Source organism: Nocardia sp. NPDC003999 (genome assembly GCF_053604885.1).
Window position 1 is genome coordinate 17,801 of record NZ_JBSGIB010000023.1, and the last position, 23,355, is coordinate 41,155.

A 23,355-nucleotide genomic window follows, 5' to 3' on the forward strand; every position below is an offset into this window, starting at 1 on the left:
GGTTCCGTACTCTTCGCCCCCATGTGGAGCATCGTTCTCATTTCGATCGTCAGTTGTTTCGTGATAGCCGCTGGATTCGCGTGGGGGCTGCCCGGCGACTGAGACGCCCCCTCGTATCAGCGCGTTCGCTCGCCGACTTGGGCACCGCCGAGCGTTTCAGTCCGGGTTTCGGCGAGCGAGCCGGGCGGCGGTGACGTCGGCTGTCCAGAGGGGCTGGAGCATGTGCCAGTCGGCGGGGTGGGCGGTGATTCCCGCCGCGAATCGATCGGCCAGCGCCTGGGTGGTCTCACGCACTCCACGGCTGGTGTCGATAGGTGGATCCACGCGGAATCCCCAGCCGTCGGGGGTGTACCAGCAGTGCACGGGGAGAAGTGGCGCGCCGGTGTCGATGGCCAGCCGAGCCGGACCGGCCGGCAGCCGAGCCTGCTCACCGAAGAAAGTGACCGGTACGCCCGTACCGGACAAGTCGCGTTCCCCGAGTAACCCGACTATCCGCCCCTGCCGGATCCGGGCGAGCAACTGCGGGAACGGCGGCGTCGCGGTGCCGGTGAGGGGGATGATCTCGAAGCCCAAGCGTTCACGGAAACGAACGAAGCGCCGGAACAACGATTCCGGCGCGAGCCGCTCCGCGACCACGGTCGGCGAGCCGACGCGCTGCACCAGCCAGACCCCCGCCAGGTCCCAATTACCGCTGTGCGGCAGGGCGAGCACGGCTCCGGTGCCGCGTTCGACCGCCCGGTGGATGTGTTCGAGTCCGGTCGCCGAGGATTCGATGGCGTCGGCCAGGCTCAGCGGGTCCATCGACGGCAGCCGGAAGGCTTCGCGCCAGTACCGGGCATAGGAGCGCAGGCTCGCCAGGACCAGCGGCTGCGGCACCTCCTCCGGCGCGGTGCCCAGGACCCGAGAAAGGTTCCGGCGCAATTGGTTCGGTCCGCCGTTCTGAGCCGCGCGTTCGGCTCCCACATCGAAGAGGCGGACGGCCAGTGGTTCCGGCAGGGCGCGCACCAGCCGCCAACCCGCGGCGTAACCGAGATCCCATGCCCTGGCCGCCGGATCCATCGGTCACCCGCCTGCGGCCTGCGTCGTTTCGTCGGTCGCCATGGCAGGAGTTGCGGCGACAGCGTCGCTGAATACGGGCAGATCGACCGCGCCCGGCATCGGCGCGCTGGTATCGACCGGCTCGCTCCGATGGCTGAACAGGTCAGATGAGGGTCGGTTACTTCGATACATTCCGGGGTTCTCCGCTCACTCGCGATCGATGGCACCCGACTGGGTGGCGTACCGCGAAGACACGATCGCCGCCGCCGCGAATTCGGCGGTCACCTCGAGAACTCCACACTACGCCTGCGCAGATCAAACGGAATGGTTTTATCGGAAGTGCGCCGAACCGCTCCTTGGAAGAGACCCGCGATGATGGCGACGACCGCGGCCGGTTCCCTTCGCGATGTCCGACGACGAGGACAACCACCGCGGCTGCTGTCGACGGGCAGGCCGCTGCATCGATGTGTCAATGACACGATCACGCCAATCCGCGTTCATCCCTGGACAGACGCGCCCCGGCCGAGGCAGCCTATCGCCCTGAGTCGCTGGATCGACGAATCAGCGGACGTATCTTCACTCGAGCAGTACCAGCAAACTTCAAGGAGAACTGGTTATGCAACGACTGAGTTTCACGCGTCGCCTCGCCACCGCTTTGGCCGCCTCGGCAGTGTTGACAGCGCCCTTCGCCGGACACGCCGCCGCCCAACCCGCCGCGGTCGATTGGTCCGCCGCCGCGCAGCAACTGCGGACCGCCGCGGCCGGTAATCCGGCGGCGGAGCAGGCGGTGGATCGGCTGATCGCCTCCGGACAGCTCGCGAAGGCAGGTCAGGTCGCCTTGCCCGCCCAGCCGTTCCAGGTTCCGGCGCAGTCGGATATCGGACGCGGTGAGGGGCCGGGCGTGTACGGATCGGGAATCGCCCTCGGGATGGACGGATTCCGCATCGGGTTCTTCGGCGGCCCCGGCACCATCTCGCCGAACCAGGGCGGCGCGAAGCTCGAGGCGCTGTGGATCAACCTGGCCAACGGGCGCAGCGGCACCGAACTGCTCTACGAGCACAACGACGTTCCGGTGGACACCACCATTCGCAGCCGCGCCCTGGACACCGGCGCGGGCCCGGTGGTCGCCGCGGTGTACGGATCGCTGTGGCATCGTTGGTCGGTGCCCGTCAGCGACATGAACCCGGATGGGTACGCCTACCGGTTGGGCACCATCTCGGTTCCGTCGTTCGGCGCCGTCTACAACTGAGTACGAAAGGCCCCGGCTCCCGCCGCCACGGGAGCCGGGGCCATCGGTTTGTCGGAAGTTATGGAATTCCGTAGCTTTTGGGTTCGTGAGCCTGGAAGACCGAGTCGCCGAGTTGGAACGGCGGCTCAGCGCGCTGGAAGAAAGAATTCGCCCCGAAGATCTCCCGCCGGGCGCCGAGCAGTGGGCGGTGGCTCGTCTGCGGGACGAGTTCGCCGCGGCCGACGAGCCCGACGGCGGCGTGGTCTTCGCCGGGTCGGTCCGTTTGCCCAACGACCAGCAGCGCGAGTGGCAGGCCCGGTTCACCACCGGCGACCTCATCGAGGACGACTGGGCCGAGACGGCGGAATGCCTTGCGGCGCTGGGCAGCCCGGTGCGGCTGCGGCTGTTGCGCGAGATCATGGGCGGGCGGCGAACCGCGGCCGAACTGGCCGGAGTGGACGGTGTCGGCGACTCCGGCCAGATCTATCAGCACTTGCGGCAACTGGCCGCCGTCGGCTGGCTGCACACCGCGGGGCGCGGGCGATTCGAGGTGCCCACCGCCCGGGTGGTGCCCTTACTCGTCGCCCTGGCCAGCGCTCGCCGCTGATTCCGGCGGCACTCCGGCGGCCACGTATCCGGCGGTGGCGAGCATCCCACCGATCTGCTCGTAGGTCGCCCGCTCCTTGGGCGCGACCGTCGCCAGGCCGTCCACATAGCGGTTGAACATGCAGAACGCCGAAGCGATGAGGACCGCGTCGTGGATGTCCTCGTCCTTGGCGCCCGCGGCGCGCGCGTTCTCGACGTCCTCCGCGGTCACCTCGAGTCCCGACCGGCGCACCTTGTCCGCGATGCGCAGCAGCGCACGCAGTTTCGGATCGATCGCGGCGGAGTCCGCGTCTTCGATGACGGCGTCGATCAGCTCGCGACCGCCGTCGACCAGCGCTGCCGCGGTCGCCGCGTGCGACTGGGTGCAGAAGTAGGTCTGGTTGCGCGACGACACGTACGCGGCGATGGTTTCGCGCTCCCCCGGCGTCAGCGGGGACGACCCACGCAACAGGGTCTGCGCGAATTCGCTGAGCGCCGTCCCGGTTTCGGGCTTGAAAGCGAACAGGCCGCGGATGCCGGGCAGATCGCCGGGAATGTCGATGAACGGTGCACGGTCCTTCGGATCGGACATTGGCCGCGTCTCCCTTCGAGCGGTCTCGAGACGTTGCGAGGGTAGCGCTACCGGCCGGTAACGGCGGGCGAAAAGACCGAAATCGGACCGGCGACCGCTCTCACCTGCGGTGGCCGCGACCGAACCGAGACGGGTTTGTCCGTTTCTGTTGTGACCTGTCACACTCCGCACTGCTACGGTGTCAAGTCACACGCCGTACCGGTTCGCTAGGTCGAGGACCGACGCGAGGGTTTTGTGGAGGTTGTTCGACATGAATTTGGCCCACACGCTGGAGGCCGTGAAGGCGCTGGGTGTGCTGCGCAGCCGGGGTGTCACCGATCCCCGGAAGCCGCTGGAGACACTGCGGACGATGAAGGAGTCGCGCATCCTCGGCCCGCAGGCCACGCTGATCCGGCACTCCGCGCGCGTGGCGCCGGACGCTCCGGGCATCGTGGACGAGGCGGGCGCCCTGACCTACCGCGAACTGGACGACCGGTCGACGGCCGTCGCGCGCGGCCTGCAAGCGGCGGGCATCTCCGAAGGCCAGGTGATCGGCGTGCTCGCGCGCGACCACCGCGGGCTCATCATCGCCATGGCCGCCGCGGGCAAGCTCGGCGTGCGAGTCGCGTTGATGAACACCGGATTCGCGAAGCCGCAGTTCGCCGAGGTGTGCGCCCGCGAGAAGGTCAAGGCGGTGCTGCACGACAGCGAGTTCCTCGGCCTGCTCGACGCGTTGCCCGCCGACTTGCCGCGCTACATCACCTGGGTCGACGAGGGCGCCACACTCCCCGAGGGTGCGCAGACGCTCGACGACCTGGTGGCCGCCAACTCCGCCGAGCCGCTGCCCGCGCCGAGCAAGCCCGGTGGCTTCATCATCCTGACCAGCGGCACCACCGGCCTGCCGAAGGGCGCTCCGCGCACCAAGGTCACTCCGCTGTCGACGGCGCAGATGGTCGACCGCATCCCGTTCCCGCAGCGCGGCACTCAGGTGATCGTCTCGCCGATCTTCCACAGCACCGGACTGGCCACCTGGCTGGTCGGCGCGGCGCTGGCCAACAAGGTCGTGGTGCGCCGCCGGTTCGACGCCGAGGCCACGCTCGCCCTGGTCGCCGAGCACAAGGCCGACATGCTGGTGGCGGTGCCGACGATGCTGCACCGGATGGTCGAACTCGATCCGGCGATCCGGGCGAAATACGACACGTCCTCGCTGAAGTCGATCGTGCTGGCCGGTTCGGCGCTGTCGCCGGAACTGACGATCAAGGCCACCGAGGCGTTCGGTCCGGTGCTCTACAACCTCTACGGCTCCACCGAGTGCGCCGTGGCGACGGTGGCCAACCCGGAGGATCTCGCCCTCGCGCCCGGCACCGTCGGTCGCGCGCCGATCACCTGCGAGGTTCGGCTCTACGACGACAACGACCAGCGCGTCACCGCCACCAACACCACCGGCCGCATCTTCATCCGCAGCGGCGCTCCGTTCGAGGGCTACACCGACGGCAGGCACAAGCAGATCATCGACGGCTACATGTCCAGCGGCGACGTCGGCCACTTCGACGAGAACGGCCTGCTCATGGTGGACGGCCGCGACGACGACATGATCGTGTCCGGCGGCGAGAACGTCTTCCCGCAGGAGGTGGAGAACCTGCTGCTGGAACGGCCCGACATCTTCGACGTGGCCGTGGTCGGCGTGGACGACGTGGAGTTCGGCAAGCGCCTGCGCGCCTTCGTAGTTCCCGAGCCGGGCTCCTCGCCCGACGGCGAGGAGATCAAGGCGTACGTGAAGAACAACCTGGCGCGCTACAAGGTGCCGCGCGAGGTGGTCTTCCTCGATGACCTGCCGCGGAACGCCACCGGCAAACTGCTGCGCCGCGTGCTGGTCGAGTACGAGGTCAAGGCCTGATGAACAGCGGGCCGGGCCACCGCGCCCGGCCCGTTACCAGCGGGTAGCGTCCGCTGAGATACATGACACAACCGGTTACACAAGCTTGCTAGTGTTAGCACCAGCACTGGGTATCGAAATTGCGGTCCGCACCACCCGAAGGATCACCGGGTGATACCGCCGGAAGGTTGTCGTCGATGTCTCTTTCCCTCCCCGCGTTGGGCGGCGCCGCCCGCAAGGCGGGCGATCTTGCCCTTGGCGTGAACGTGATGGTCAAGCGGCGGCTGTTCAATCCGCTGCGCCCCGACCATGCCGCTCGGTCGGCGTTCAATATCTTGAAGTTCGGCCCGTTCGCGGGTGTCGTCATGCATGCCGCGCAGACGAGGCCGCACGCCGTCGCGATCGTCGATGAGCGCGGGGAGCTGACTTTCGGCGGTCTCAACGAACAGTCCAACGCCTTGGCCCGCGGCTTGCAGAGCAAAGGCATCAATCCCGGTGACGTGGTGGCGATCCTGGCGCGCGACCACCGCGGCATGGTGCTGAGCCTGCTGGCCACCGGCAAGCTCGGCGTGCGCGGCGTGCTGATGAACACCGGGTTCGCCAAGCCGCAGTTCGCCGACGTCGCCGAGCGCGAGAACGTCAAGGCGGTGCTGCACGACAGCGAGTTCATCGACCTGATGAGCGCCATCCCCGCCGCGATCCCGCGCATCCTCACCTGGGTGGACGAGAAGGACAACGCCGATCCGGCGATCCCGACCGTCGATTCGCTGATCAGCGGGCAGTCCGGCGCATCGCTGCCCGCCCCGGCCAAGCCCGGCGGCATCGTCATCCTGACCAGCGGCACCACCGGCACCCCGAAAGGGGCCCCGCGCGACCGGGTCAGCCCGTTCGCCTCGGCTCAGTTCGTCGACCGGGTGCCGCTGCCCGCCAACGGCACCATGATCATGGCGGCGCCGATCTTCCACGGCACCGGCTTGTCCCAGTTCACCCTCGGTCTCGCGCTGGGCAACCGGGTGGTCTTCCAGCAGCGCCGCTTCAATCCCGAGCAGACCTTGGCGAACATCGAGAAGTACCGGGCGGATTCGCTGGTCGTGGTGCCCACCATGCTGCAACGCATCCTGGACCTGGATGCGGACGTGCTGGCGAAGTACGACGTCAGCAGCATCAAGGTGATCTTCGCGGCGGGCTCGGCCATCGCGCCGGACGTGGTGACCCGCACGCTGGACCACTTCGGCGACAGCCTCTACAACCTCTACGGCTCCACCGAGTGCGCCGTCATGACCGTCGCGACGCCCGAGGACCTGCGCAAGGCGCCGACCACCGCAGGCAAGGCTCCGGTCGGCATCCGGATCGTGCTGCTCGACGAGAAGCGCAAGCCGATCACCGAGCCGAACGTGACCGGAACCATCTTCGTGGACAACGGCTTCGCCTTCACCGGCTACACCGACGGTCGCGGCAAGGAGATGGTCGACGGCATGATGTCCAGCGGCGATGTCGGGCACTTCGACGCCGACGGCCTGCTCTACATCGACGGCCGCGACGACGACATGATCGTCTCCGGCGGCGAGAACGTCTTCCCGCTCGAGGTGGAGAACCTCATCGCCGGTCGCGACGACATCTTCGAAGCCGCGGTCGTCGGCGTCGAGGACCGCGAGTTCGGCAAGCGGCTGCGCGCGTTCGTCGTTCCCGGTCCCGATTGCAAGCGCGATCCGCAGGAGATCAAGGACTACGTCAAGGCGAATCTCGCCCGCTACAAGGTGCCGCGCGAGGTGGTCTTCCTCGACGAGTTGCCCCGCAACGCGACCGGCAAGCTGCTGCGCAAGCCGCTCATCGAGATGGAGGTCGACGCGGGCTGAGCGGAGCGCGTCCACGGTCTTCCTGGCGGTGCGCCTGCCGCCCGCCATGGAGGCCTGAGTATTTTCGGGGCCTGCTGATGCGGTCGGACGCGTGCAACCGGTCCGCTATCATCAGCGGGTGAGTTACGAGTTCGACCGGTCTGCCGCGGGACGTCGCGGCGCCGTCGCGCGGGTGCGCGGTGGCTCGGCCGGTGCGATCTCGGGGGCCATTTCCGTCGCGGCGCACGGCTGGGCTTCCGGCGGCATGCTGCCGGACACCACCGCGCTGGCCCTGCTCGCCGCCGCGTCCGCCGTGATCGGCGCGCTGGTCGCGGGCCTGGCCCCGCTGCGCGAGACGTCGTCCGGGCTGGTCGCGGCGCTGGTCGCCGGGCAGTTGCTCGGGCACTTCACCATGGGGATCAGCTCGGGACACCTGCATCACGGTGATGCCCAGCTGACCCCGGCCATGCTGGCCGCGCACGTGTGCGCGGCATTCGCGGCGGCCATCGTGATCCGGGGGGCGGAGGCCGCCTACCGGATCGGCACCGCGGTGCTGCGCCGGGTGCTGCCGGTGCGGCACACCCCGCCCGTCGTCGCGGACCGCGCTCCTTTGCGGACGGCCCATCGTGACCGGGTCGTCCTGCGTGTTTTCGCCACCGAGGCGCTGCGCACACGCGCTCCGCCGCTCGCGGTCGTTCTCTGAATTCTTTCCACACCCTGTGCACGCGTGGCGTGAGTATCGCTCATCGTCACGGTCTTTCCTCGTGCAGCGCAGCGTCGCCGCGCACTCTCGTGCCCACTCCTGAGCGTGCCGACGCGACGCCGTTCACCGAATCGCACACCTTCCTTCCGTGCGGTTCCGAGATCACGCTTCCGTCGAATGGACGCGTCCGCAGGTGATTCCGCGACGGCTGTCCGCGCAGGACGGTCGCCGCGGCGGTCGCGTGCCCACGACCGTCAGAAAAGGTTGCGTCCCACCCGGGTTCCGCCGTCAGAAACGAAATGATCGTGAGTACAACAGAAACTATTTCCGACGCCGACTTATCGGAGCCGTCGGATTCCTCCGGCCCACGCCGGGCCACCGCGCGTAACAGTTTGTACGCGCTGGCCATGCGGCTGCACTTCTACGCGGGAGTGTTCGTCGGGCCGTTCATCCTCATCGCCGCCGTCACCGGCGCGCTCTACGCGATATCCCCGACGCTCGAGTCGATCGGGTCGCGCGACCTGCTGACGGTCACCGCGACCGGAACGCCGAAGCCGCTGTCGGAGCAGGTCGGCGCGGCCGTCGCCACGCGGCCGGATCTCCAGCTCGTCGCCGTCGCCCCGGCGGGGGGCGCCGAAGACACCACCCGGGTGCTGTTCAGCGACCCGTCGCTGGGGGAATCCGAGCGGCGGGCGGTGTTCGTGAACCCGTACACCGCGCAGCCGGTGGGCGATTCCGTCGTATACGGCAGCTCGGGTGCGCTGCCGATGCGCACCTGGATCGATCGGTTGCACCGGGACCTGCACCTCGGCGAACCCGGCCGGCTCTACAGCGAGCTCGCCGCGTCCTGGCTGTGGATCGTCGCGCTGGCCGGGCTGGTCATCTGGGTGCGCCGGGTGCGCAGCCGACGGGCCCGCAACGGCTGGGGCTGGCTGTTCGCGGCCGATCGGTCGCAGCGCGCGCGAGGCCGCACCCTGAACTGGCACGGGGCGGTCGGAATGTGGGTGCTTCCCCTGGCGCTGCTGCTGTCGGCGACCGGCATGACCTGGTCGACCTACGCGGGTGCGAACGTCACCGAACTGCGTGAGCAGCTCAGCTGGACCACACCCGCGGTCAGCACCGCGCTGCCCGGAACCGCTGCCTCGAGCCATGATTCGGGTTCCGATCACCACGGCGGCGGGCACGCCGACCACGCGCCCGCCGCTCCGGCCGAGCGGATCGCCCAGCTGGATCGGGTCTACGCGACCGCCCGCGCCGAAGGCATCACGCAGCCGGCCGAGATCGCCGTACCGGCCGCGCCGGGCAAGGCGTTCGCGGTGAAGGAACGCCGGATGCCCGGCACCTACACCGTCGACTCCGTGGCCGTCGACGGCGCGACCGGCGCGGTCACCGACCGTCTGCCGTACGCCGACTGGCCGCTGATGGCCAAGCTCACCAACTGGGGCATCCAGTTCCACATGGGGCTGATGTTCGGGTTGCTCAATCAGTTGTTGCTGCTCGCGGCGATGATCGGCCTGATCACCGTGATCGTGCGCGGCTACCTGATGTGGTGGCGCAGGCGGCCGACCCGCGATACGGGGCGGTTCGTGCTGGGCCGCGCCCCGCGACGCGGCGCGTTGCGCAAGACCTCGCTCTGGCTGGTCGTGCCGCTGGTGACCGCCGTGCTGGTGGTCGGCTGGTTCGTCCCGCTGGTCGGGTTGAGCCTGCTCGCCTTCCTCGCGATCGACGTGCTGCTCGGCCTCGCCGGACGGATGCGCGCCGCCGCTTAACCACACATTCGCGGGCGAAGGCCCGTCACCCCAACGACCTACCGAAACGTCACGGGTATGGCCGTCGCTTCGCCATGCCTTCGAAACCGAGGATTTCCCATGCAGATCACGAAACTAGCCCTGGCCGCCGCGTTCACCACCGCTGCCGTGAGCATCGCCGCGGGCACGAGTTCCGCCGCCCCCGAGGTCGCTGCGGTGGACAGCGCGTCCGTCGAGGCCACATCCACGGAGGCCGCCGAGGCCGTCGGTTTCACCGCCCACGCCACCGAGACCGCCAGCATCATCAGCATCGATTCCGGCTCGCTTGTGGTCGAGGACCAGGTGCTGAAGGTGAAGGCCGCCGACGGCACCGTCGTCGCGGGCACGCCGTTGACCTTCCTGGTCGACGAGTTCGAATTCCCCATCGCCGCGGAGATTTCCGACCGCACCGCGACGCTGACCCCCCAGTTCGACCTGGCACACGCGGTCTACAAGCCGGTCGCCCTGCCGTTCGAGGACAAGGCGCCGTGGAAGACGGAGTACGACCGTGAGCAGGCGGCCTGGTCCCGGATGACCAGCACCATCTCCATGGGCGCCACCATCGGCACCCTGGTCGGCGGCATCGGCGGCGCGGCGGTGGGCTGCGTGCTCGGCGGCATCGCCGGAGCGACCGTCGCCGCCGCCACCATCGTCGGCATGTTCGGCCCGTTCATACCGGCCGCCGCCGTCGGCTGCCTCGGCGGCATCGTCGCCGTCGGCGCCCTCGGCACGGTCGCGGGCCAGATCCTGGTGACGGCCCCCGTCGCCATCGGCGCGGCGATCATGTACTTCTCCACGATCAACGCACCCATGCCGGCTCCGCTGAAGTGATCTCCGGCCCGGCATCGAGGGCGTGTCACTCGATGCCGGGCCCCGCTTCATCCGTTATCCGAAGACCGATTTCGGCGAGCAGGCCGCGGATGTGTCGTTCTATCTCGGTGCGGATCGCGCGGACGGTGGCGCGGTCTTGTCCGGCGGGATCGTCGAGCTTCCAATCGAGATAGCGTGTTCCGGGGTAGTAGGGGCATGCGTCGCCGCAGCCCATGGTGATGACGACGTCGGAGGCTTCGACAGCTTCGGGCGTCAGGATCTTCGGCTTCCGGTCGGTGAGGTCTATGCCGATCTCGTTCATGACTTCGGCGACGACAGGGTTGATCTCGTCGGCGGGGGCCGAGCCCGCGGAGCGGACCTCGACTTCGCCCTGAGCGAGGTGGGCGAGCAGGGCGGCGGCCATTTGGGAGCGTCCGGCGTTGTGGACGCAGACGAACAGCACGCTCGGTATGGCTGGCATCGCGGCCTTTCAGTGAGTGTCGATGGTGTCGCGGGGGATGACGGCCTTGTCGGCGGCGGCGGTGGCCGGGTAGAGGATGGCGACGAGGGCCATGCCGATGAGTGCGCCGAGGAGTTGGGCGGCGAGGTAGCCGGGCGCTGAGGCGGGGGCGATTCCGGCGAAGGTGTCGGAGAAGACGCGGCCGATGGTGACGGCGGGGTTGGCGAACGAGGTGGAACTGGTGAACCAGTACGCCGCTCCGATGTATGCGCCGACCGCTGCCGCCGACAGGGCCGCTCGCCCGCTGCGGGCCAGGCCGAAGACGACGGCGATCAGTCCGGCCGTGGCGACGACTTCCGCGATCACATGGCCGGTGGTAACGCGATGGTGGGTGGAGATCTGCAGCGCGGATCGATCGAACATGATGTTGGCGAGGATCGCTCCGAAGACGGCTCCGGTCGTTTGGGCGGCGATGTAGCCAGGGAGGTCTCGGCCGGAAAGGCCGGTGCCTCAGCGTCGCCCGAGTAGCCAGTCCACCACGGAGACAACGGGATTGAAGTGCGCGCCCGACACCGGCCCGAAGACCAGGATCAGCACCGCGAGTCCGAGAACGGTTGCGGTGGAGTTCTCCAGTAGCTGCACGCCGATGTCATCGGGCGACAGTTGCCGGGCAGCGATGCCGGAGCCGACGACGACGGCGACGAGCAGGGCGGTGCCGAGGAATTCGGCCAGTAGCCGCCGGGCCAGGTCGGTCATCGCGCCGCTTCCGAGACGGTGATGTCGAGCAGGCGGGACAACTGCCGCAGCGCGGCGGGTTCGATGCGGTAGTACACCCACGACCCGCGCCGCTCGCTGCTGAGCAGTCCGGCTTCGCGCAACACTTTCAAGTGATGGGAAATGGTCGGCTGGCTGACGTCGAAGCCTTCCGACAGGTCGCAGACGCACGCCTCCCGCCCGGCATGGCCGGCGACCACCGACAGCAGCCGCAAACGGACCGGGTCCGACAGCGCTTTGAAGACGCAGGCCAGCTCGATGGCGGCGTCGGCGGTCAGCGGTTGGCGGATCATCGGCGTGACCTCACACGATGGTGCGGTCACGCCGACGAGCGGTAACTCCTGTTTCGACACGGATCGATATTGATGTACATCGAATCCACAGGCAAGCGAACACCGGGTTAACGTCGCCCGGGGTCAGTGGCAGCAGGTGGCACCCGAGTCGATTGCCTCCTTCTTGGCGACCGAGCCGCAGCACGCACCTTCGGCGGCGGCTTCCTCGACCGTGCCACAGCAGGCCTTAACCGCCTCGGCGTCGGAAGGCGTGGCCGCACCGGTGAGTTCGGGTGCCGTACCGAAGGTTTCACTGTCGGCCAGCACGGTGTAGACCTCCCAGCGTTCGGCGTCCGGCGCTGTCACCCAGACTTTGTCCTGCGTGGCGAAGCAACAGGTGGTGGAGATCTGCTCTTCGGTGAACAACCCGGCTTCCGACAGGCGGGCGATCTCGGCGTGCACCTGGTCGGAGGTCTCGACCTCGACGCCGAGGTGGTTGACGCTGCCGCCGTGGCCGGGGTTCTCGATCAGCACGAGTTTCAGCGGTGGTTCGGTGACGGCGAAGTTGGCGTAGCCGGGCTTGCGCTTGGCGGGCTCGGTGCCGAACAGGGTCGAGTAGAACCGCACGGCCCGGTCGATGTCGTCGACGTTGAGGGCGAGTTGGATGCGGGACATGACTACCTCCACTTGTGTGACATATATCGAAGAACCGGTTCGGTGCCGAGTCTGCCACCTTTTCGACATATGTCAATGAAGTGGGTAGAGTCGACCGCATGCCCAAGACGCTGCCCGTGATCGACATGTCCGCCCCGGTCTGCTGCGCGCCGGTCGCGGCCGGGCCGGTCGACGACGCCGCTGCGCTGGAGGTGGCGTTGCGGCTCAAAGCGATCGCCGACCCGGCGCGGGTGAAGCTGCTGTCACTGCTGTTGACCAGCACTTCCGACGAGGAGAACGGCGGCGATCTCGCCGCGGCGGTCGGATTGTCGGAGTCGACGGTCAGCCATCACCTCGGCCAGCTGCGTAAAGCCGGGCTGGTGGAATCGGAACGTCGCGGCATGAACACCTTCCACCGCGCCCGCCGCGACGCCCTATCGGCACTGTGCTTCGTCCTCGACCCCAACTGCTGCCGCTGAACCTGTTCCGAACAACAAGATCAACGGGACATGGTGGAGCGGCTTGCTCGCGAAATGCCGCAGTCATGTGCCGTTGATCTTGAACTTACTTGGGAAGCGCGGTGACGCATTCGTACATGTGGCCGTCGAAAGAGCCGAGCGGGGCCACGCTCCAGAGCATTCCGGTTTCTTCCATGCTGGGGGTGTAGATTTCGCTGCCCGCGCTGTTGAAGTAGCCGAAGGACGTTCCGGGGAACTTCTTGCCGGAGGAATTCAGGTATTCCGTCATCGAGTCGACGAAGGCGGAGAAGCGCGCGGAGTCGCTGGATTCCTCTTCCGCTACCGCGGCGGCGTTCTGCGACCAGTCGTCGTATTGCTCCATCAGCGAACCGGAGGGCGCGGGTGTGCCGGACGGGAAGGCGATGGCCTCGTAGATTCGGGAGCGGTCGCGGAACCCCGACAACGTCCAATAGATCGACGACGCGTCGCCACGATCGACGCCCGCGTTGTCCGACATGTGGCACACGCCGTACGCATGGACGTCCAGTTTCAAGCCGAGGCGGCTCAGCCAGCCGGGGAGCGCGTCTTCGAATTGGCTGAGACACGCCTCGTCGTCGCTGCCGTCCTCTTCCGCCTCGGTGGCAGCCATCAGGCAGGCGAGCTGGTACGCGCCGTAGGCATCGTCCCGGCCGCCGTTGGAGCCCTGAATGCGATTCTTCAGTGCCTCGGGATCGCGCCTCTCGCTGCGGGTGGGCATGTCGAAGATCTCGACCTTCTTCATTCGAACCCTCCTTCACTCGATCGTCCGGCATCTGTTCGTCCTCAACCCTGACCACACGCGGGCCTGCCGTCCTCGCACATTCCGGGTGGTTCTCACGCTCGGGACGTGCGGCACGTCGGTTCCGGAGACGCCCGGGGCGGGCGGGCCGAGTCGGTGGCGGAACGGCGGAGCATGCCGACTCGCCGGCGGTCGAGGACCAAATGCCGGAGGTGAAGACCGCGGTCGCAGCGACCGCCACGCTTCCCGACGCCAGGCGGCAATACCGCAGGAACGATCGCGCAAGCCCTCGATTGTGTTGTGCCAGAACGCTTGTCGGCTGTTCTGGACAGATGTTACGTTGGCCGCGAACCGCTCTTCGTGAACCAGGGGGCATCTCGATGAAGTCGAAGTCCGTACTCGCTGGAACAGTCGTCCTGTGCGTGCTGGCTGCCTGCGGTAACGAGGATCAGAGCAACCCAGGAACCTCCGACACAAAGCTGGCAGTGCCCGGGCTGGCGGATAGAAGTACGCGAGGAACCGGCCATCTTGCCCCACTCGAAGGCCGTCGCGGTCTGGCGCGGCGAGCGGCTGGACGAAGGCGCGTTCGCCGTGCTGGACGCGACCACCGGGAAGGCTCGTTGGAGCCGACAGCGGTACGCGCGCTGGGCGCGTTGGCCGCCGACGTCGTCGTCTGAATTGATTCGGGGAGAAAACAAGGCCTGATCGGGCCTGGGACCTGGTCCGACGGCGCTGGGCGGCACGTGTGACGAGGATTCCGCTCTGTTTGCCCCCCAACGACCCGGGTAAGCGACCAATGTCCCGAGTCGCCCCACAAGGGAGCGCTTGTCAACCGAGAGACGCCGACCCGCGAAAGACGCGGATGGGCGAGGAAAGGGGTAGCAAGTGAGCACAATGGCCGCCACGGTGGACGTCGAGGTTCCGGTTCGCACCGCCTACAACCAGTGGACGCAGTTCGAGTCGTTTCCGCAGTTCATGGAGGGTGTCGAAGCGGTACAGCAGATCGATGACCGGCATATGCACTGGCGTGTCCATGTCGGCCCGTCGACGCGGGAGTTCGACGCGACCATCACCGAGCAGCATCCCGACGAACGCATCGCCTGGAAGTCCGACAGCGGACCCAAGCACGCGGGCGTCGTCACGTTCCATCGGCTCGACGACACCCACACCAGGGTGACCACGCAGATGGACGTCGACCCGGAAGGGTTCGTGGAGAACGTCGCCGACAAGCTCGGTGTGCTGAAGCACCGGGTGAACGGTGACCTGGAGCGCTTCAAGCACTTCATCGAGCATCAGGGCAGCGAGACCGGTGCGTGGCGCGGCGACATCCCGCGTCCGGACGCCGGCGGCACCGCGACCGAACGCGGCACGGCTCCCCGGCCCGGCGTCGGCGGAACCGGCATGCCGGGCGCAGGCGGAACCGGGACCCCGGGAACGGGCGGAACCGGCAGCCCGGGTGTCGGTGGGACCGGCACACCCGGCACGTGGCCCGGCGGAACCGGTAGCCCGGGCGTCTGACCAGTGCGATGACGACGCCCCCTGGGTCTCCCAGGGGGCGTCGTTCGCGTCAGGCGGAGTCGCGCTCCTCATCGGTGTCCGCCGGATGCGCTTCCGGTGGCACCTGGACCGGGCGCAGCAGCGCCCAGGCCACGAAGGCCACCGCCACCACGCCCATGCCGAGCCCGGCCCACAGGTTCACGTTCACCCCGCCGGTCTTGGCCTGCTCGGCGGCGGTGTCGTGCACCAGTCCGGTGACCACGAGAACGATCGCGTAGCAGCCGAGCAACCCGCCGACGATGGTACGGATATCGAAAAACATTGCGGCGATTCCTTATCCGACGAAGATGTTGAGCGCGATCACGAGCACGAGCGCGATGCCTGCCAGCAGGACCGGGCGCTGGTACCAGGGCAGCGTGTCGGCCTCCGGGTCGGTGCGCACTTCCTTCGGCGTCTCCGAGTAAACCAGCCCGATCAGTTCCGCCGCCGGTTTCGGCTGGGTCACCTGGGTGACCAGGACACTGACGAGGATGTCGACCACGAACGCGACACCGGCGGCGACGAAACTCGCCCCTTGGCCGGACAGCTCGAAGACCTTCGTCTCGTGCAGGATGAAAACGACTATGGCGGTGGCTGTTCCGCAGACCAGACCGGTCCAGCCCGCGGTCGGCGTCATCCGTTTCCAGAACATGCCGAGGATGAACGTGGCGAACAGCGGCGCGTTGAAGAAGCTGAACAAGGTCTGCAGGTAGTCCATCATGTTGCTGAACCCGGAGGCGATGAACGCGGTGAAGATCGCGGCCACGGTCGCGCCGATCGTGGCCAGCCTGCCCACGCCGAGGTAGTAGCCGTCCGCGCGGTCGCGCCGCACGTACTGCTGCCACAGGTCGTAGCTGAACACCGTGTTGAACGCGGAGACGTTGGCCGCCATGCCCGCCATGAACGCCGCGAGCAGGCCTGCCAGCCCCACACCCAGCAGGCCGTTGGGCAGCACGTCCTTCATCAGGTAAAGCAGCGCCTGGTTGTAGGTGGTGCCGCTCTCGAAGTCCGGATTCGCCGTCACCGCCGCCTTGTACTCCGCCATCTGCGGCACCAGCACCGCGCTGATCATGCCGGGGATCACCACGATCAGCGGGATGAACATCTTCGGATACGCGCCGATGATCGGCGTGCGCCGCGCCGCGGAGATGGAGTGCGTCGCCATAGCGCGCTGTACCTCGACGAAGTTCGTGGTCCAGTACCCGAACGACAGCACGAATCCGAGGCCGAACACGATGCCGAGGATCGACAGGAAATCGTTGGAGAATCCGCTGAGCGCGTTACCGGGCCACGATTCCAGCTGCGCCGCGCCGCCCGGCGAGGCGGTCACTTTGTCGCGCAGCCCGTCCCATCCCCCGACCCGGTGCAACCCGACCAGGGTGAGTGGCAGCAACGCGGCGACGATGACGAAGAACTGGAGCACTTCGTTGTAGATCGCCGCGGACAGACCGCCGAGGGTGATGTAGGACAGCACGATCACCGCGGCCACGATCACCGAGACCCACAGCGGCCAGCCCAGCAGCACGTTCACGATCGAGCCGAGCAGGTACAGGTTGACCCCGGCGATGAGGATCTGCGCGACGGCGAAACTCAGCGCGTTCACCAGATGGGCTCCGGTGCCGAAGCGGCGGCGCATGAATTCCGGCACGCTGCGGACCTTGGAGCCGTAGTAGAACGGCATCATCACCACGCCGAGGAACAGCATGGCGGGCACCGCCCCGATCCAGAAGTAGTGGAAGGTCGGGAAGCCGTACTCCGCGCCGTTGGCGGACATGCCCATGATCTCCACCGCGCCGAGGTTGGCGGAGATGAACGCAAGGCCGGTCACCCAAGCCGGTAGCGAGCGCCCGGACAAGAAGAAGTCGATGCTGGATGACACCCGTTGCCTGGCCAGAAGGCCGATGCCGAGCACGAACACGAAATACAGGGCGACCAGCGCGTAGTCGACGGGCTGCGCGTCCAGGCGGAGGGTCTCGGCGGCTTCGAGGTGCGGTGGCGAAGCGGCCGAGTGCAGGCCGGGCACGGCGGCGAGAACGGACGAATCGACGAGCGGCACAGCGTTCCTCCTGGCGGTGAAACCGGGGCGGCGAGCGAGGTCGTTCGTCGTGCGAGAGCCGCGTCGTGCTGGTCCTGCCCGGCGCGCGCGACCTCCTCGTCGCCCGCCGAATGGTGTCGGCAGACACCACTGTGCGCGATCATGCCCAACGGCGTGGCACATTCGCGCACAAATCCGGTCGGTCGCTCAGTCGACCCGGTGGGCTCCAGGGGCGGGGACCACCACGAAAGTGCGCGGATCGGGGAGATCCGCGTCGGCGAAACGCTGCCGCACCGAATCCGCCACCGCCGCGGTGCGGTCCCGGTCGACGAGCGCGATGACGCTGCCGCCGAATCCGCCGCCGACCATCCGCGCGCCGTGCGACCCGGCCGCCAGCGCGGCGTCGACCGCCGCGTCGAGGGCCGGAGTGGACACCTCGAAGTCGTCCCGCAGCGAGACGTGTCCGGCGGTGAGCACCGGGCCGATTCCACGCGGGTCGAGCCCTTCCCGCAATTTTTCGGCAACTGCGACCACTCTGGCGTTCTCCGTCACCACATGCCGGGCGCGCCGACGCAGCACGTCGTCGGCGATCCGGGTGGTGTCCGTCGCCGACGCCACGTCGCGCAAGGTCTCGACGCCGAGTGCCTCGGCCGCCGCAGCGCATTCCGCGCGGCGCTCGGCGTAGCGGCCGTCGGCCAGTTCGTGCGGCTGGCCGGTGTCGACGACAAGGAGTTCCAGCCCGAAAGCGCCGAGATCGAAAGGGATCTGCTCGACGCCGCGCGGCGCGGCGGTGTCGGCGGCGAATGCCCGCACGTCCAGCAGCAGCGCGTGCCCGGCGGTGCACAACATCGCGGCCGATTGGTCGAGCAAGCCGGTCGGCGCGCCGACGTAGTCGTTCTCGGCGGCGCGGGCCATGTCGATCAGCGTGCGATCGGTCAGGCCCGGCGCGAACAGATCACGCAGCGCGATGGCCACCGCGCAGGACAGCGCCGCCGAGGACGACAGGCCCGCGCCGATCGGCACCGCGCCGTCGAGATCGAGATCCACGCCGGGGATCCGGTGTCCGCGCCGGGTGAACTCGGCGACCACGCCGAGCGGATAACGCGACCAACCAGGCACCCGCGCCCGCGCGCCTTCGATGTCGGACACCGCGACGAGCACCGGCTCGCCGGGCCGCTGCCGCGAGCCGACCCGCACCAGCCCGTCCGTGTGCGGCGCCGCCGTACACCGCGCCACCAGCGGCAACGCGATCGGCAGGACGTAGCCGTCGTTGTAGTCGGTGTGCTCACCGATGATGTTGACCCGCCCCGGCGCCACCCATGTCCGCACACTCGCTCCTCGCTGTCCCGGTCGGTGCCAGGGTACGAGACACGCCGCCCGGACATCGTTTTCGGCCCGGTCGGCTGCGGGATCGGCGTTCGTGCCGCAGAGTCGAATTCGACGCAAGTCCGGCCTGCGAAATCTGGTGGCCGCGGCGGATCGGGAGGGCACCATGATTCACGACGCCTCACGCGGCGACCTACGCGCGCGGCCTCGCCCGGATCGGCTGCGGCCGCCGCTGGAGCGGACGTTCCCGGCGCCGCTGACGATCGAGATCGGCGCGGCGACCGGCGCGGGACCGACCGCCATGTCGGCGTTCGACGCGGCGCTGCGCGATCTCGGCGTGGGTGAGGCGAACCTGATCCGGTTGTCGTCGGTCATCCCGCCGCGCGCCACCGTCGAACGGATCGGCCGGGTACGCAAGCCGATACCGTGGGGTGACCGGCTGTACTGCGTCTACGCGGTGCGGCACGCCTGCGAACGCGGCGCGACCGCCGCGGCGGGCATCGGCTGGGCGCTGCGCGACGACGGCTCCGGCGCGGGATTGTTCGTCGAGCACGAGGCCGACACCAGCGACGAAGTCGACGCCCTGATCCGCGCCAGCCTGGCGGACATGACCCGCCACCGCGGCGACGGCTTCGGCCCCGTCCAGTTGTGCACCGTGGACGCCACCTCCGACGGTGACCCGGCGTGCGCGCTGGTCCTCGCCGCGTATCACACCATTCCGTGGGACCCGCGATGAGCGAGATCACCGTCACCGTCGAGGCGGCGATTCCGGAGGAACGGATCGCGATGTTCCATCGCCTGTACGAGGAGGCGTTCGGCCCGTTGCGCGCGAAGGCCATCGCACGGCAGGTGCTGCACCCGGAGGAGTTCCGGGAGGAGATGGTGGATCCCCGCGTGCAGAAGTACGTGGCGCACGCCGACGGCGAGCCGATCGGCGTCACCACGCTGACCAGGCATCTGGAGACCGTGCCGTGGATCAGCCCGGACTATTTCGCGGCCCGCTATCCCGAACACGCGGCGCGCGACGCGATCTACTACGCGGGTTTCACCCTTGTTGCGCCAAGTGCCCGCCAAGGGGCGGCGTTCCATGCCATGATCAAATCAGTTGTCCAGATATTGGTTGCCGAGCGCGCTGCGGTCGGTTGGGACATCTGCTCGTACAACAACACTCGGTTCTCGTTCGCCGACAGCATCAGGGCGGTGCTCGACGAACAGGCGAACGTCGAAGTCGCGGTGGAGGATTCACAGATCTATTACGCGGCCCGGTTCACCGGGGATGGAGCGACCAAGGGGGGCTGATGACACCAAGTGAACAGCCACAGACCAGCCGTCCGCGCGGCATCGGATCGGGCTGGTACCCGGTACTTCTGGGGGGAAGCGCGGCCGCGATCGCGGTCCATCTGGCGCTGGACTCGCACGTGGCGGCGTTCGTGACGATGACGATCATCGTCGGCGCGACCCTCGCCATGATCGCGGTCGGCGTGCGCACGCACCGGCCCGCGCACCCGTTGCCGTGGTATCTGCTGTCCGGCTCGGCGGTGCTGTTCGCCACCGGCACCACGCTGCGCGACATCGGCGACCACGCGGTCCATCCGCTCGACGACGCGTTCACTCTGCTGGGTTATCTCGGCGTCGGGCTCGCGGCGCTGATCTGGTTGTGGCCGCGCCAAGTGCACGGCGACTACGACCTGCTCCTGGACTCGGCCCTGATCGGGCTCGGCGCGCTGCTCGCCTCCTGGACCTTCCTCATCTCCCCGATCCTGCAATCCACCGCGACCGGGCTGGACGCGCTGTTGGCGGCGACCTACCCGGTACTCGACGCGCTGCTGCTGACCTTGGTGGCGCACTCCATGGCGACCTCCACGCGCGCGGAGACCTCGCTGTGGTTGCTGCACGCCGGACTCGTCGCGGTGCTGCTCGGCGACTTGGGCTACAGCCTGGAGACCGCGGGCGCGACCGTGTTCGGGCGTGAAGTGCTGCTGGCTCCCCTGCTCGCCGCCTACGCCACCGTGGGCGCCGCGGCGCTGCACCCGACCATGACCGCGCTCGGCACGCCACGGCGCATCCACCCACACCACTCCAGGCAGCGCGCCAGCCTCATCGCGATCGCGCTGATCGTGGCCTCACTGGTGCCGGTGGTCGGGTCGAGCCTGCGCCCGCTCGATCGCGTGGTGGTGTCGTCGCTGTTCGGGTTACTGCTGATCGGCATGCTGGTGCGCAGCGAGCGCGCCATCGTGCGCAGCGCCCGCAGCGAGCGGCGCGCGCAGTACCAGGCCGACCACGACATACTCACCGGATTGCTGAATCGAGCCGCACTGCTGCGCGCGCTGCGGCAGCGCGGCGAACAGTGGGCCGAGCAACCGATCTCGCTGCTGTTCATCGACCTCGACGGCTTCAAGCGGGTCAACGACAGCTACGGGCACGCCGTCGGCGACGAACTCATCTCGACGGCGGCCGGCCGGATCCGGCGAGTCGCGCGCCACGAGGACGTGGTGACCCGCTACGGCGGCGACGAATTCGTCGTGCTCGCCCGGCTCGCCCGGCCGGAGGCCGCCGTGCTGGCCGAACGGCTGCTCGGCGCGTTCGTCCGGCCGTTCGGGCTGAGCGCCGGGGAGATACCGATCACCGCGAGCGTCGGCGTGGCGTGCGTCGGTCCACGCAGCTCGGACACCGACGTGCACGGCCTGCTCCGGGACGCGGACGCGGCCATGTACCACGCGAAGCAGTACTCGCTCGGTTACGCGTTCCACGACGACGTGCGGCACACGCCTCCCAGCACTGAGCGACGGATCTGGCGCACGGCTGCCCGATCCGCCAGCCCCGCGGTCTGACTCAGTCGCTCAGCTCGTTCAGCAGGCGCTTGGCCTCCTCGAGCTCGGCCTGTAACTGCTGCACCTTGGCCTCCTGCACCCCGCGCAACGCGTCCAGGACGCCCGCGACCACCTCGGCGACCTCCGGATGCAGGATCTTCGCCGCCTGCGCCACCGTGGAACCGGCCACCGGAAGACCGCGCAGGGTGCGCTTCTTCCCGCTGACCACGTCGATGGACCACTCGCCGTCGGCGGTGCCGGTGAGCGTCACGGTGACCTCGGGCGCCTTGGCCTTGCGGGCGGCGGCCGCTTTGGCCGGTTTGGGCGCCGCGGCCTGCTTGGCCGCGCTGTCGGCTCGACTCGCTTCCGCGGCCGCCGCGGGCTTCGGGGTGGCCGCGGGCGCGGGTGCGCTCGGCCGCGCGGGCTCGGTCGTGGTGCTCGTCGTGGTCGACGACTGCGTCACAGGGGATTCCTTCCGTGTTGTCGACTTCTGCTGGGCGGTGGCGCCCGCCGCCCCTCGCGGCGGCTTGGTCAAGGTCACCTCGGTGGGAGAGAAGGACAGTACATCCTTCGATCCGGTCGGCCGGACCTGGAGGAAGTCACCGTCGGCAGGGTCGCCGAGCGCGATCACCTTGCCCGAGCGCCCCTCCGGCACGCCGACCGCGGCGGAGGTGAACCACACCATGGGCGGGCTGCCACCGGCTATGTCCGCGGCGATCTGTTGAATCTCGCTGTCCGACAAGGGCTGCGGCTTGGTTCGTGGGGACGACATGGGTAACTCCGAGCGATTTCGTGGTTGGCTGCGTGCACAGATGATGCCGCACGACGCCGACAGATTCGCGGGCCACCGTCGAATAGGGGCGGCGGACGACACCGTTCACGCATCCAGCGAACAGTGGGCAACACATGCCGTCACTCTGCGGACAGCCCCCACAGACCACAACGCTTCGGCGTCCTATGCGAGAAAACCAGTGCTGGAGGCCTTCTCGCACCTCAGCCGACCCGACGTCACCGACTGGCCCGCCCAGGAAGGTCGACTGTGCCGAACAAGCCCGCTCAACTCGCGTCCGTCGGCGCGCGCAGCGCCGGAAACCAGATGTCGGTGAGCACTTCGACGGCTTGCTCCACCGAGACGTCGATGGTGCCCTGCATCGCCCATCGGGTGAAGAACCGCTCCAGTTGCGCGACGAGCAATTCCACGCGCAACCGCGCCTCGTCGCGCCGGTCGGCGGGCCACGCCGCCAGGTAGGCGGTCATCGCGTTGGGCAATGCGAGGATGCCGTCGCGGGCGATCTCGCGAAACTCCGGTTCCAGCGCGGTCGCCTCGTCCCAGGCGGGCAGCAGGTCTTTGTATTGGTGGAACCACTCGATGGCGCGGGTCATCCAACGGGCGAACTCGGCGCGCGAACCGGTCTCCAGCACCCGGTCGAGGTCCTGATAGGAGTGCAGCACGGTAGACAGGGTGCCCTGCTGGGCGATCGCGCGCAGGATCTCTTGTTTCCCCGCGAAGTGCAGGTAGAACGTGGCGCGGCTGCAACCGACGGCGGCGACGATGTCGTCCACCCGCACCGCCGCGTAGCCGCGGGTGGCGAACAGCTCCTTGGCGCCCTCCATCAGCCGGACCCTGGTCTGCTGCTTCTGCTCGTCCCGCAGGTTCGCGCTCGCGTTCGTACGCATGGTGAACAGGTACCTCGTATCCGTGAAAAGAGGGACTGACGTGCGGTTGACGCCGCCCGAGTCTACGCGGCAAAGGGAGTGATGGACAGCGCGTCACTCACTAGACACCATGTCTACCGAGTGCTAATTTGTTGCCTACGTC

Annotated in this window: 22 protein-coding genes and 2 pseudogenes; 12 read left to right on the forward strand and 12 right to left on the reverse strand. The window is 68.4% G+C overall.

Features of this window, described 5'->3' with window-relative positions; all coding sequences use genetic code 11:
• Positions 1-156: 156 nt before the first annotated feature.
• The gene (locus ACWESM_RS30810) at positions 157-1,059 is read right to left on the reverse strand and encodes a phosphatidylinositol mannoside acyltransferase (RefSeq protein ID WP_355077875.1); all 903 of its coding nucleotides are present in this window, start codon (positions 1,057-1,059) and stop codon (positions 157-159) included.
• A gap of 595 nt (positions 1,060-1,654) precedes the next feature.
• Between ACWESM_RS30810 and ACWESM_RS30815 the strand changes: the two genes are divergently transcribed.
• Together ACWESM_RS30815 and ACWESM_RS30820 are read left to right on the forward strand one after the other, a co-directional pair.
• On the forward strand, positions 1,655-2,287 hold the full coding sequence (locus ACWESM_RS30815; protein WP_355077876.1) for a hypothetical protein: 633 nt from the start codon (positions 1,655-1,657) through the stop codon (positions 2,285-2,287).
• Between the two features lie 85 nt (positions 2,288-2,372).
• Positions 2,373-2,873, forward strand: a complete 501-nt coding sequence (locus ACWESM_RS30820; RefSeq protein ID WP_355077877.1) for an ArsR/SmtB family transcription factor — start codon at positions 2,373-2,375, stop codon at positions 2,871-2,873.
• Here ACWESM_RS30820 and ACWESM_RS30825 read toward each other — a convergent pair.
• Positions 2,841-3,443 (reverse strand): carboxymuconolactone decarboxylase family protein, encoded by a 603-nt coding sequence (locus ACWESM_RS30825; protein WP_355077878.1) that lies wholly within the window; start codon positions 3,441-3,443, stop codon positions 2,841-2,843. The two genes, ACWESM_RS30820 and ACWESM_RS30825, sit on opposite strands and share 33 nt — an antisense overlap.
• Before the next feature lie 250 nt (positions 3,444-3,693).
• On the opposite strand from ACWESM_RS30825, the gene ACWESM_RS30830 reads away from it, so the two are divergent.
• From ACWESM_RS30830 to ACWESM_RS30850, 5 genes are all read left to right on the forward strand, one after another.
• Positions 3,694-5,319 carry an acyl-CoA synthetase gene (locus ACWESM_RS30830; RefSeq protein ID WP_355077879.1) on the forward strand — a complete coding sequence of 542 codons (1,626 nt, stop codon included), beginning with the start codon at positions 3,694-3,696 and terminating at the stop codon, positions 5,317-5,319.
• 176 nt (positions 5,320-5,495) lie between these two features.
• Entirely contained in the window at positions 5,496-7,154 is a 1,659-nt protein-coding gene (locus tag ACWESM_RS30835) for an acyl-CoA synthetase (protein WP_355077880.1), read from the forward strand.
• 118 nt (positions 7,155-7,272) lie between these two features.
• Positions 7,273-7,836, forward strand: a complete 564-nt coding sequence (locus ACWESM_RS30840) for a hypothetical protein (protein ID WP_452494773.1) — start codon at positions 7,273-7,275, stop codon at positions 7,834-7,836.
• Positions 7,837-8,135: 299 nt separating this feature from the next.
• A complete protein-coding gene (locus tag ACWESM_RS30845) occupies positions 8,136-9,605 on the forward strand; it encodes a PepSY-associated TM helix domain-containing protein (protein WP_452494775.1) in 1,470 nt (489 codons plus the stop codon).
• 99 nt (positions 9,606-9,704) lie between these two features.
• The gene (locus ACWESM_RS30850; RefSeq protein ID WP_355077883.1) at positions 9,705-10,454 is read left to right on the forward strand and encodes a hypothetical protein; all 750 of its coding nucleotides are present in this window, start codon (positions 9,705-9,707) and stop codon (positions 10,452-10,454) included.
• A 25-nt stretch (positions 10,455-10,479) separates the two neighbouring features.
• Here the strand turns inward: ACWESM_RS30850 and ACWESM_RS30855 are convergent, their stop codons facing one another.
• The 4 genes and pseudogenes from ACWESM_RS30855 to ACWESM_RS30870 all read right to left on the reverse strand — a co-directional run bounded on the left by ACWESM_RS30855 (position 10,480) and on the right by ACWESM_RS30870 (position 12,614).
• Entirely contained in the window at positions 10,480-10,914 is a 435-nt protein-coding gene (locus tag ACWESM_RS30855) for an arsenate reductase ArsC (RefSeq protein WP_452494777.1), read from the reverse strand.
• A gap of 9 nt (positions 10,915-10,923) precedes the next feature.
• Positions 10,924-11,649, reverse strand: a pseudogene (locus ACWESM_RS30860) (aquaporin).
• Positions 11,646-11,960, reverse strand: coding sequence for an ArsR/SmtB family transcription factor (locus tag ACWESM_RS30865; protein ID WP_355077925.1), 315 nt, complete (start codon positions 11,958-11,960; stop codon positions 11,646-11,648). Before ACWESM_RS30865 ends, ACWESM_RS30860 begins: the two are co-directional and overlap by 4 nt.
• 123 nt (positions 11,961-12,083) lie before the next feature.
• Positions 12,084-12,614 carry an ArsI/CadI family heavy metal resistance metalloenzyme gene (locus ACWESM_RS30870; protein WP_452494779.1) on the reverse strand — a complete coding sequence of 177 codons (531 nt, stop codon included), beginning with the start codon at positions 12,612-12,614 and terminating at the stop codon, positions 12,084-12,086.
• 98 nt (positions 12,615-12,712) lie between these two features.
• Here ACWESM_RS30870 and ACWESM_RS30875 point away from each other — a divergent pair, with 98 nt between their 5' ends.
• Positions 12,713-13,072, forward strand: a complete 360-nt coding sequence (locus ACWESM_RS30875; RefSeq protein WP_452494781.1) for an Rv2640c family ArsR-like transcriptional regulator — start codon at positions 12,713-12,715, stop codon at positions 13,070-13,072.
• An 85-nt stretch (positions 13,073-13,157) separates the two neighbouring features.
• Here ACWESM_RS30875 and ACWESM_RS30880 read toward each other — a convergent pair whose 3' ends face one another.
• The gene (locus tag ACWESM_RS30880) at positions 13,158-13,832 is read right to left on the reverse strand and encodes a hypothetical protein (RefSeq protein ID WP_364431519.1); all 675 of its coding nucleotides are present in this window, start codon (positions 13,830-13,832) and stop codon (positions 13,158-13,160) included.
• Positions 13,833-14,714: 882 nt separating this feature from the next.
• Here ACWESM_RS30880 and ACWESM_RS30885 point away from each other — a divergent pair.
• A pseudogene (locus tag ACWESM_RS30885) lies at positions 14,715-15,170 on the forward strand (SRPBCC family protein); the annotation flags it as partial.
• Positions 15,171-15,396: 226 nt separating this feature from the next.
• Here ACWESM_RS30885 and ACWESM_RS30890 read toward each other — a convergent pair.
• The 3 genes from ACWESM_RS30890 to galK all read right to left on the reverse strand — a co-directional run bounded on the left by ACWESM_RS30890 (position 15,397) and on the right by galK (position 18,729).
• Positions 15,397-15,648, reverse strand: a complete 252-nt coding sequence (locus ACWESM_RS30890; protein WP_364431513.1) for a hypothetical protein — start codon at positions 15,646-15,648, stop codon at positions 15,397-15,399.
• 12 nt (positions 15,649-15,660) lie between these two features.
• Entirely contained in the window at positions 15,661-17,379 is a 1,719-nt protein-coding gene (locus ACWESM_RS30895) for a sodium:solute symporter family protein (RefSeq protein ID WP_452494829.1), read from the reverse strand.
• Positions 17,380-17,607: 228 nt separating this feature from the next.
• Positions 17,608-18,729 (reverse strand): galactokinase, encoded by a 1,122-nt coding sequence (galK, locus tag ACWESM_RS30900; RefSeq protein WP_452494784.1) that lies wholly within the window; start codon positions 18,727-18,729, stop codon positions 17,608-17,610.
• Positions 18,730-18,820: 91 nt separating this feature from the next.
• On the opposite strand from galK, the gene ACWESM_RS30905 reads away from it, so the two are divergent.
• From ACWESM_RS30905 to ACWESM_RS30915, 3 genes are read left to right on the forward strand one after another with little or no spacing between them, the layout of a single operon-like run.
• The gene (locus ACWESM_RS30905; RefSeq protein ID WP_452494785.1) at positions 18,821-19,462 is read left to right on the forward strand and encodes a pyruvoyl-dependent arginine decarboxylase; all 642 of its coding nucleotides are present in this window, start codon (positions 18,821-18,823) and stop codon (positions 19,460-19,462) included.
• Entirely contained in the window at positions 19,459-20,025 is a 567-nt protein-coding gene (locus ACWESM_RS30910) for a hypothetical protein (RefSeq protein ID WP_355077893.1), read from the forward strand. The genes ACWESM_RS30905 and ACWESM_RS30910 overlap by 4 nt, the downstream gene beginning before the upstream one ends.
• Positions 20,025-21,557, forward strand: a complete 1,533-nt coding sequence (locus tag ACWESM_RS30915) for a diguanylate cyclase domain-containing protein (protein WP_452494787.1) — start codon at positions 20,025-20,027, stop codon at positions 21,555-21,557. Before ACWESM_RS30910 ends, ACWESM_RS30915 begins: the two co-directional genes overlap by 1 nt.
• Position 21,558: 1 nt before the next feature.
• Here ACWESM_RS30915 and ACWESM_RS30920 read toward each other — a convergent pair whose 3' ends face one another.
• Both ACWESM_RS30920 and ACWESM_RS30925 read right to left on the reverse strand, forming a co-directional pair.
• Positions 21,559-22,308, reverse strand: a complete 750-nt coding sequence (locus ACWESM_RS30920) for a DUF6319 family protein (protein ID WP_355077895.1) — start codon at positions 22,306-22,308, stop codon at positions 21,559-21,561.
• A 284-nt stretch (positions 22,309-22,592) separates the two neighbouring features.
• Positions 22,593-23,213, reverse strand: coding sequence for a TetR/AcrR family transcriptional regulator (locus tag ACWESM_RS30925; protein ID WP_355077896.1), 621 nt, complete (start codon positions 23,211-23,213; stop codon positions 22,593-22,595).
• Positions 23,214-23,355: the final 142 nt, after the last annotated feature.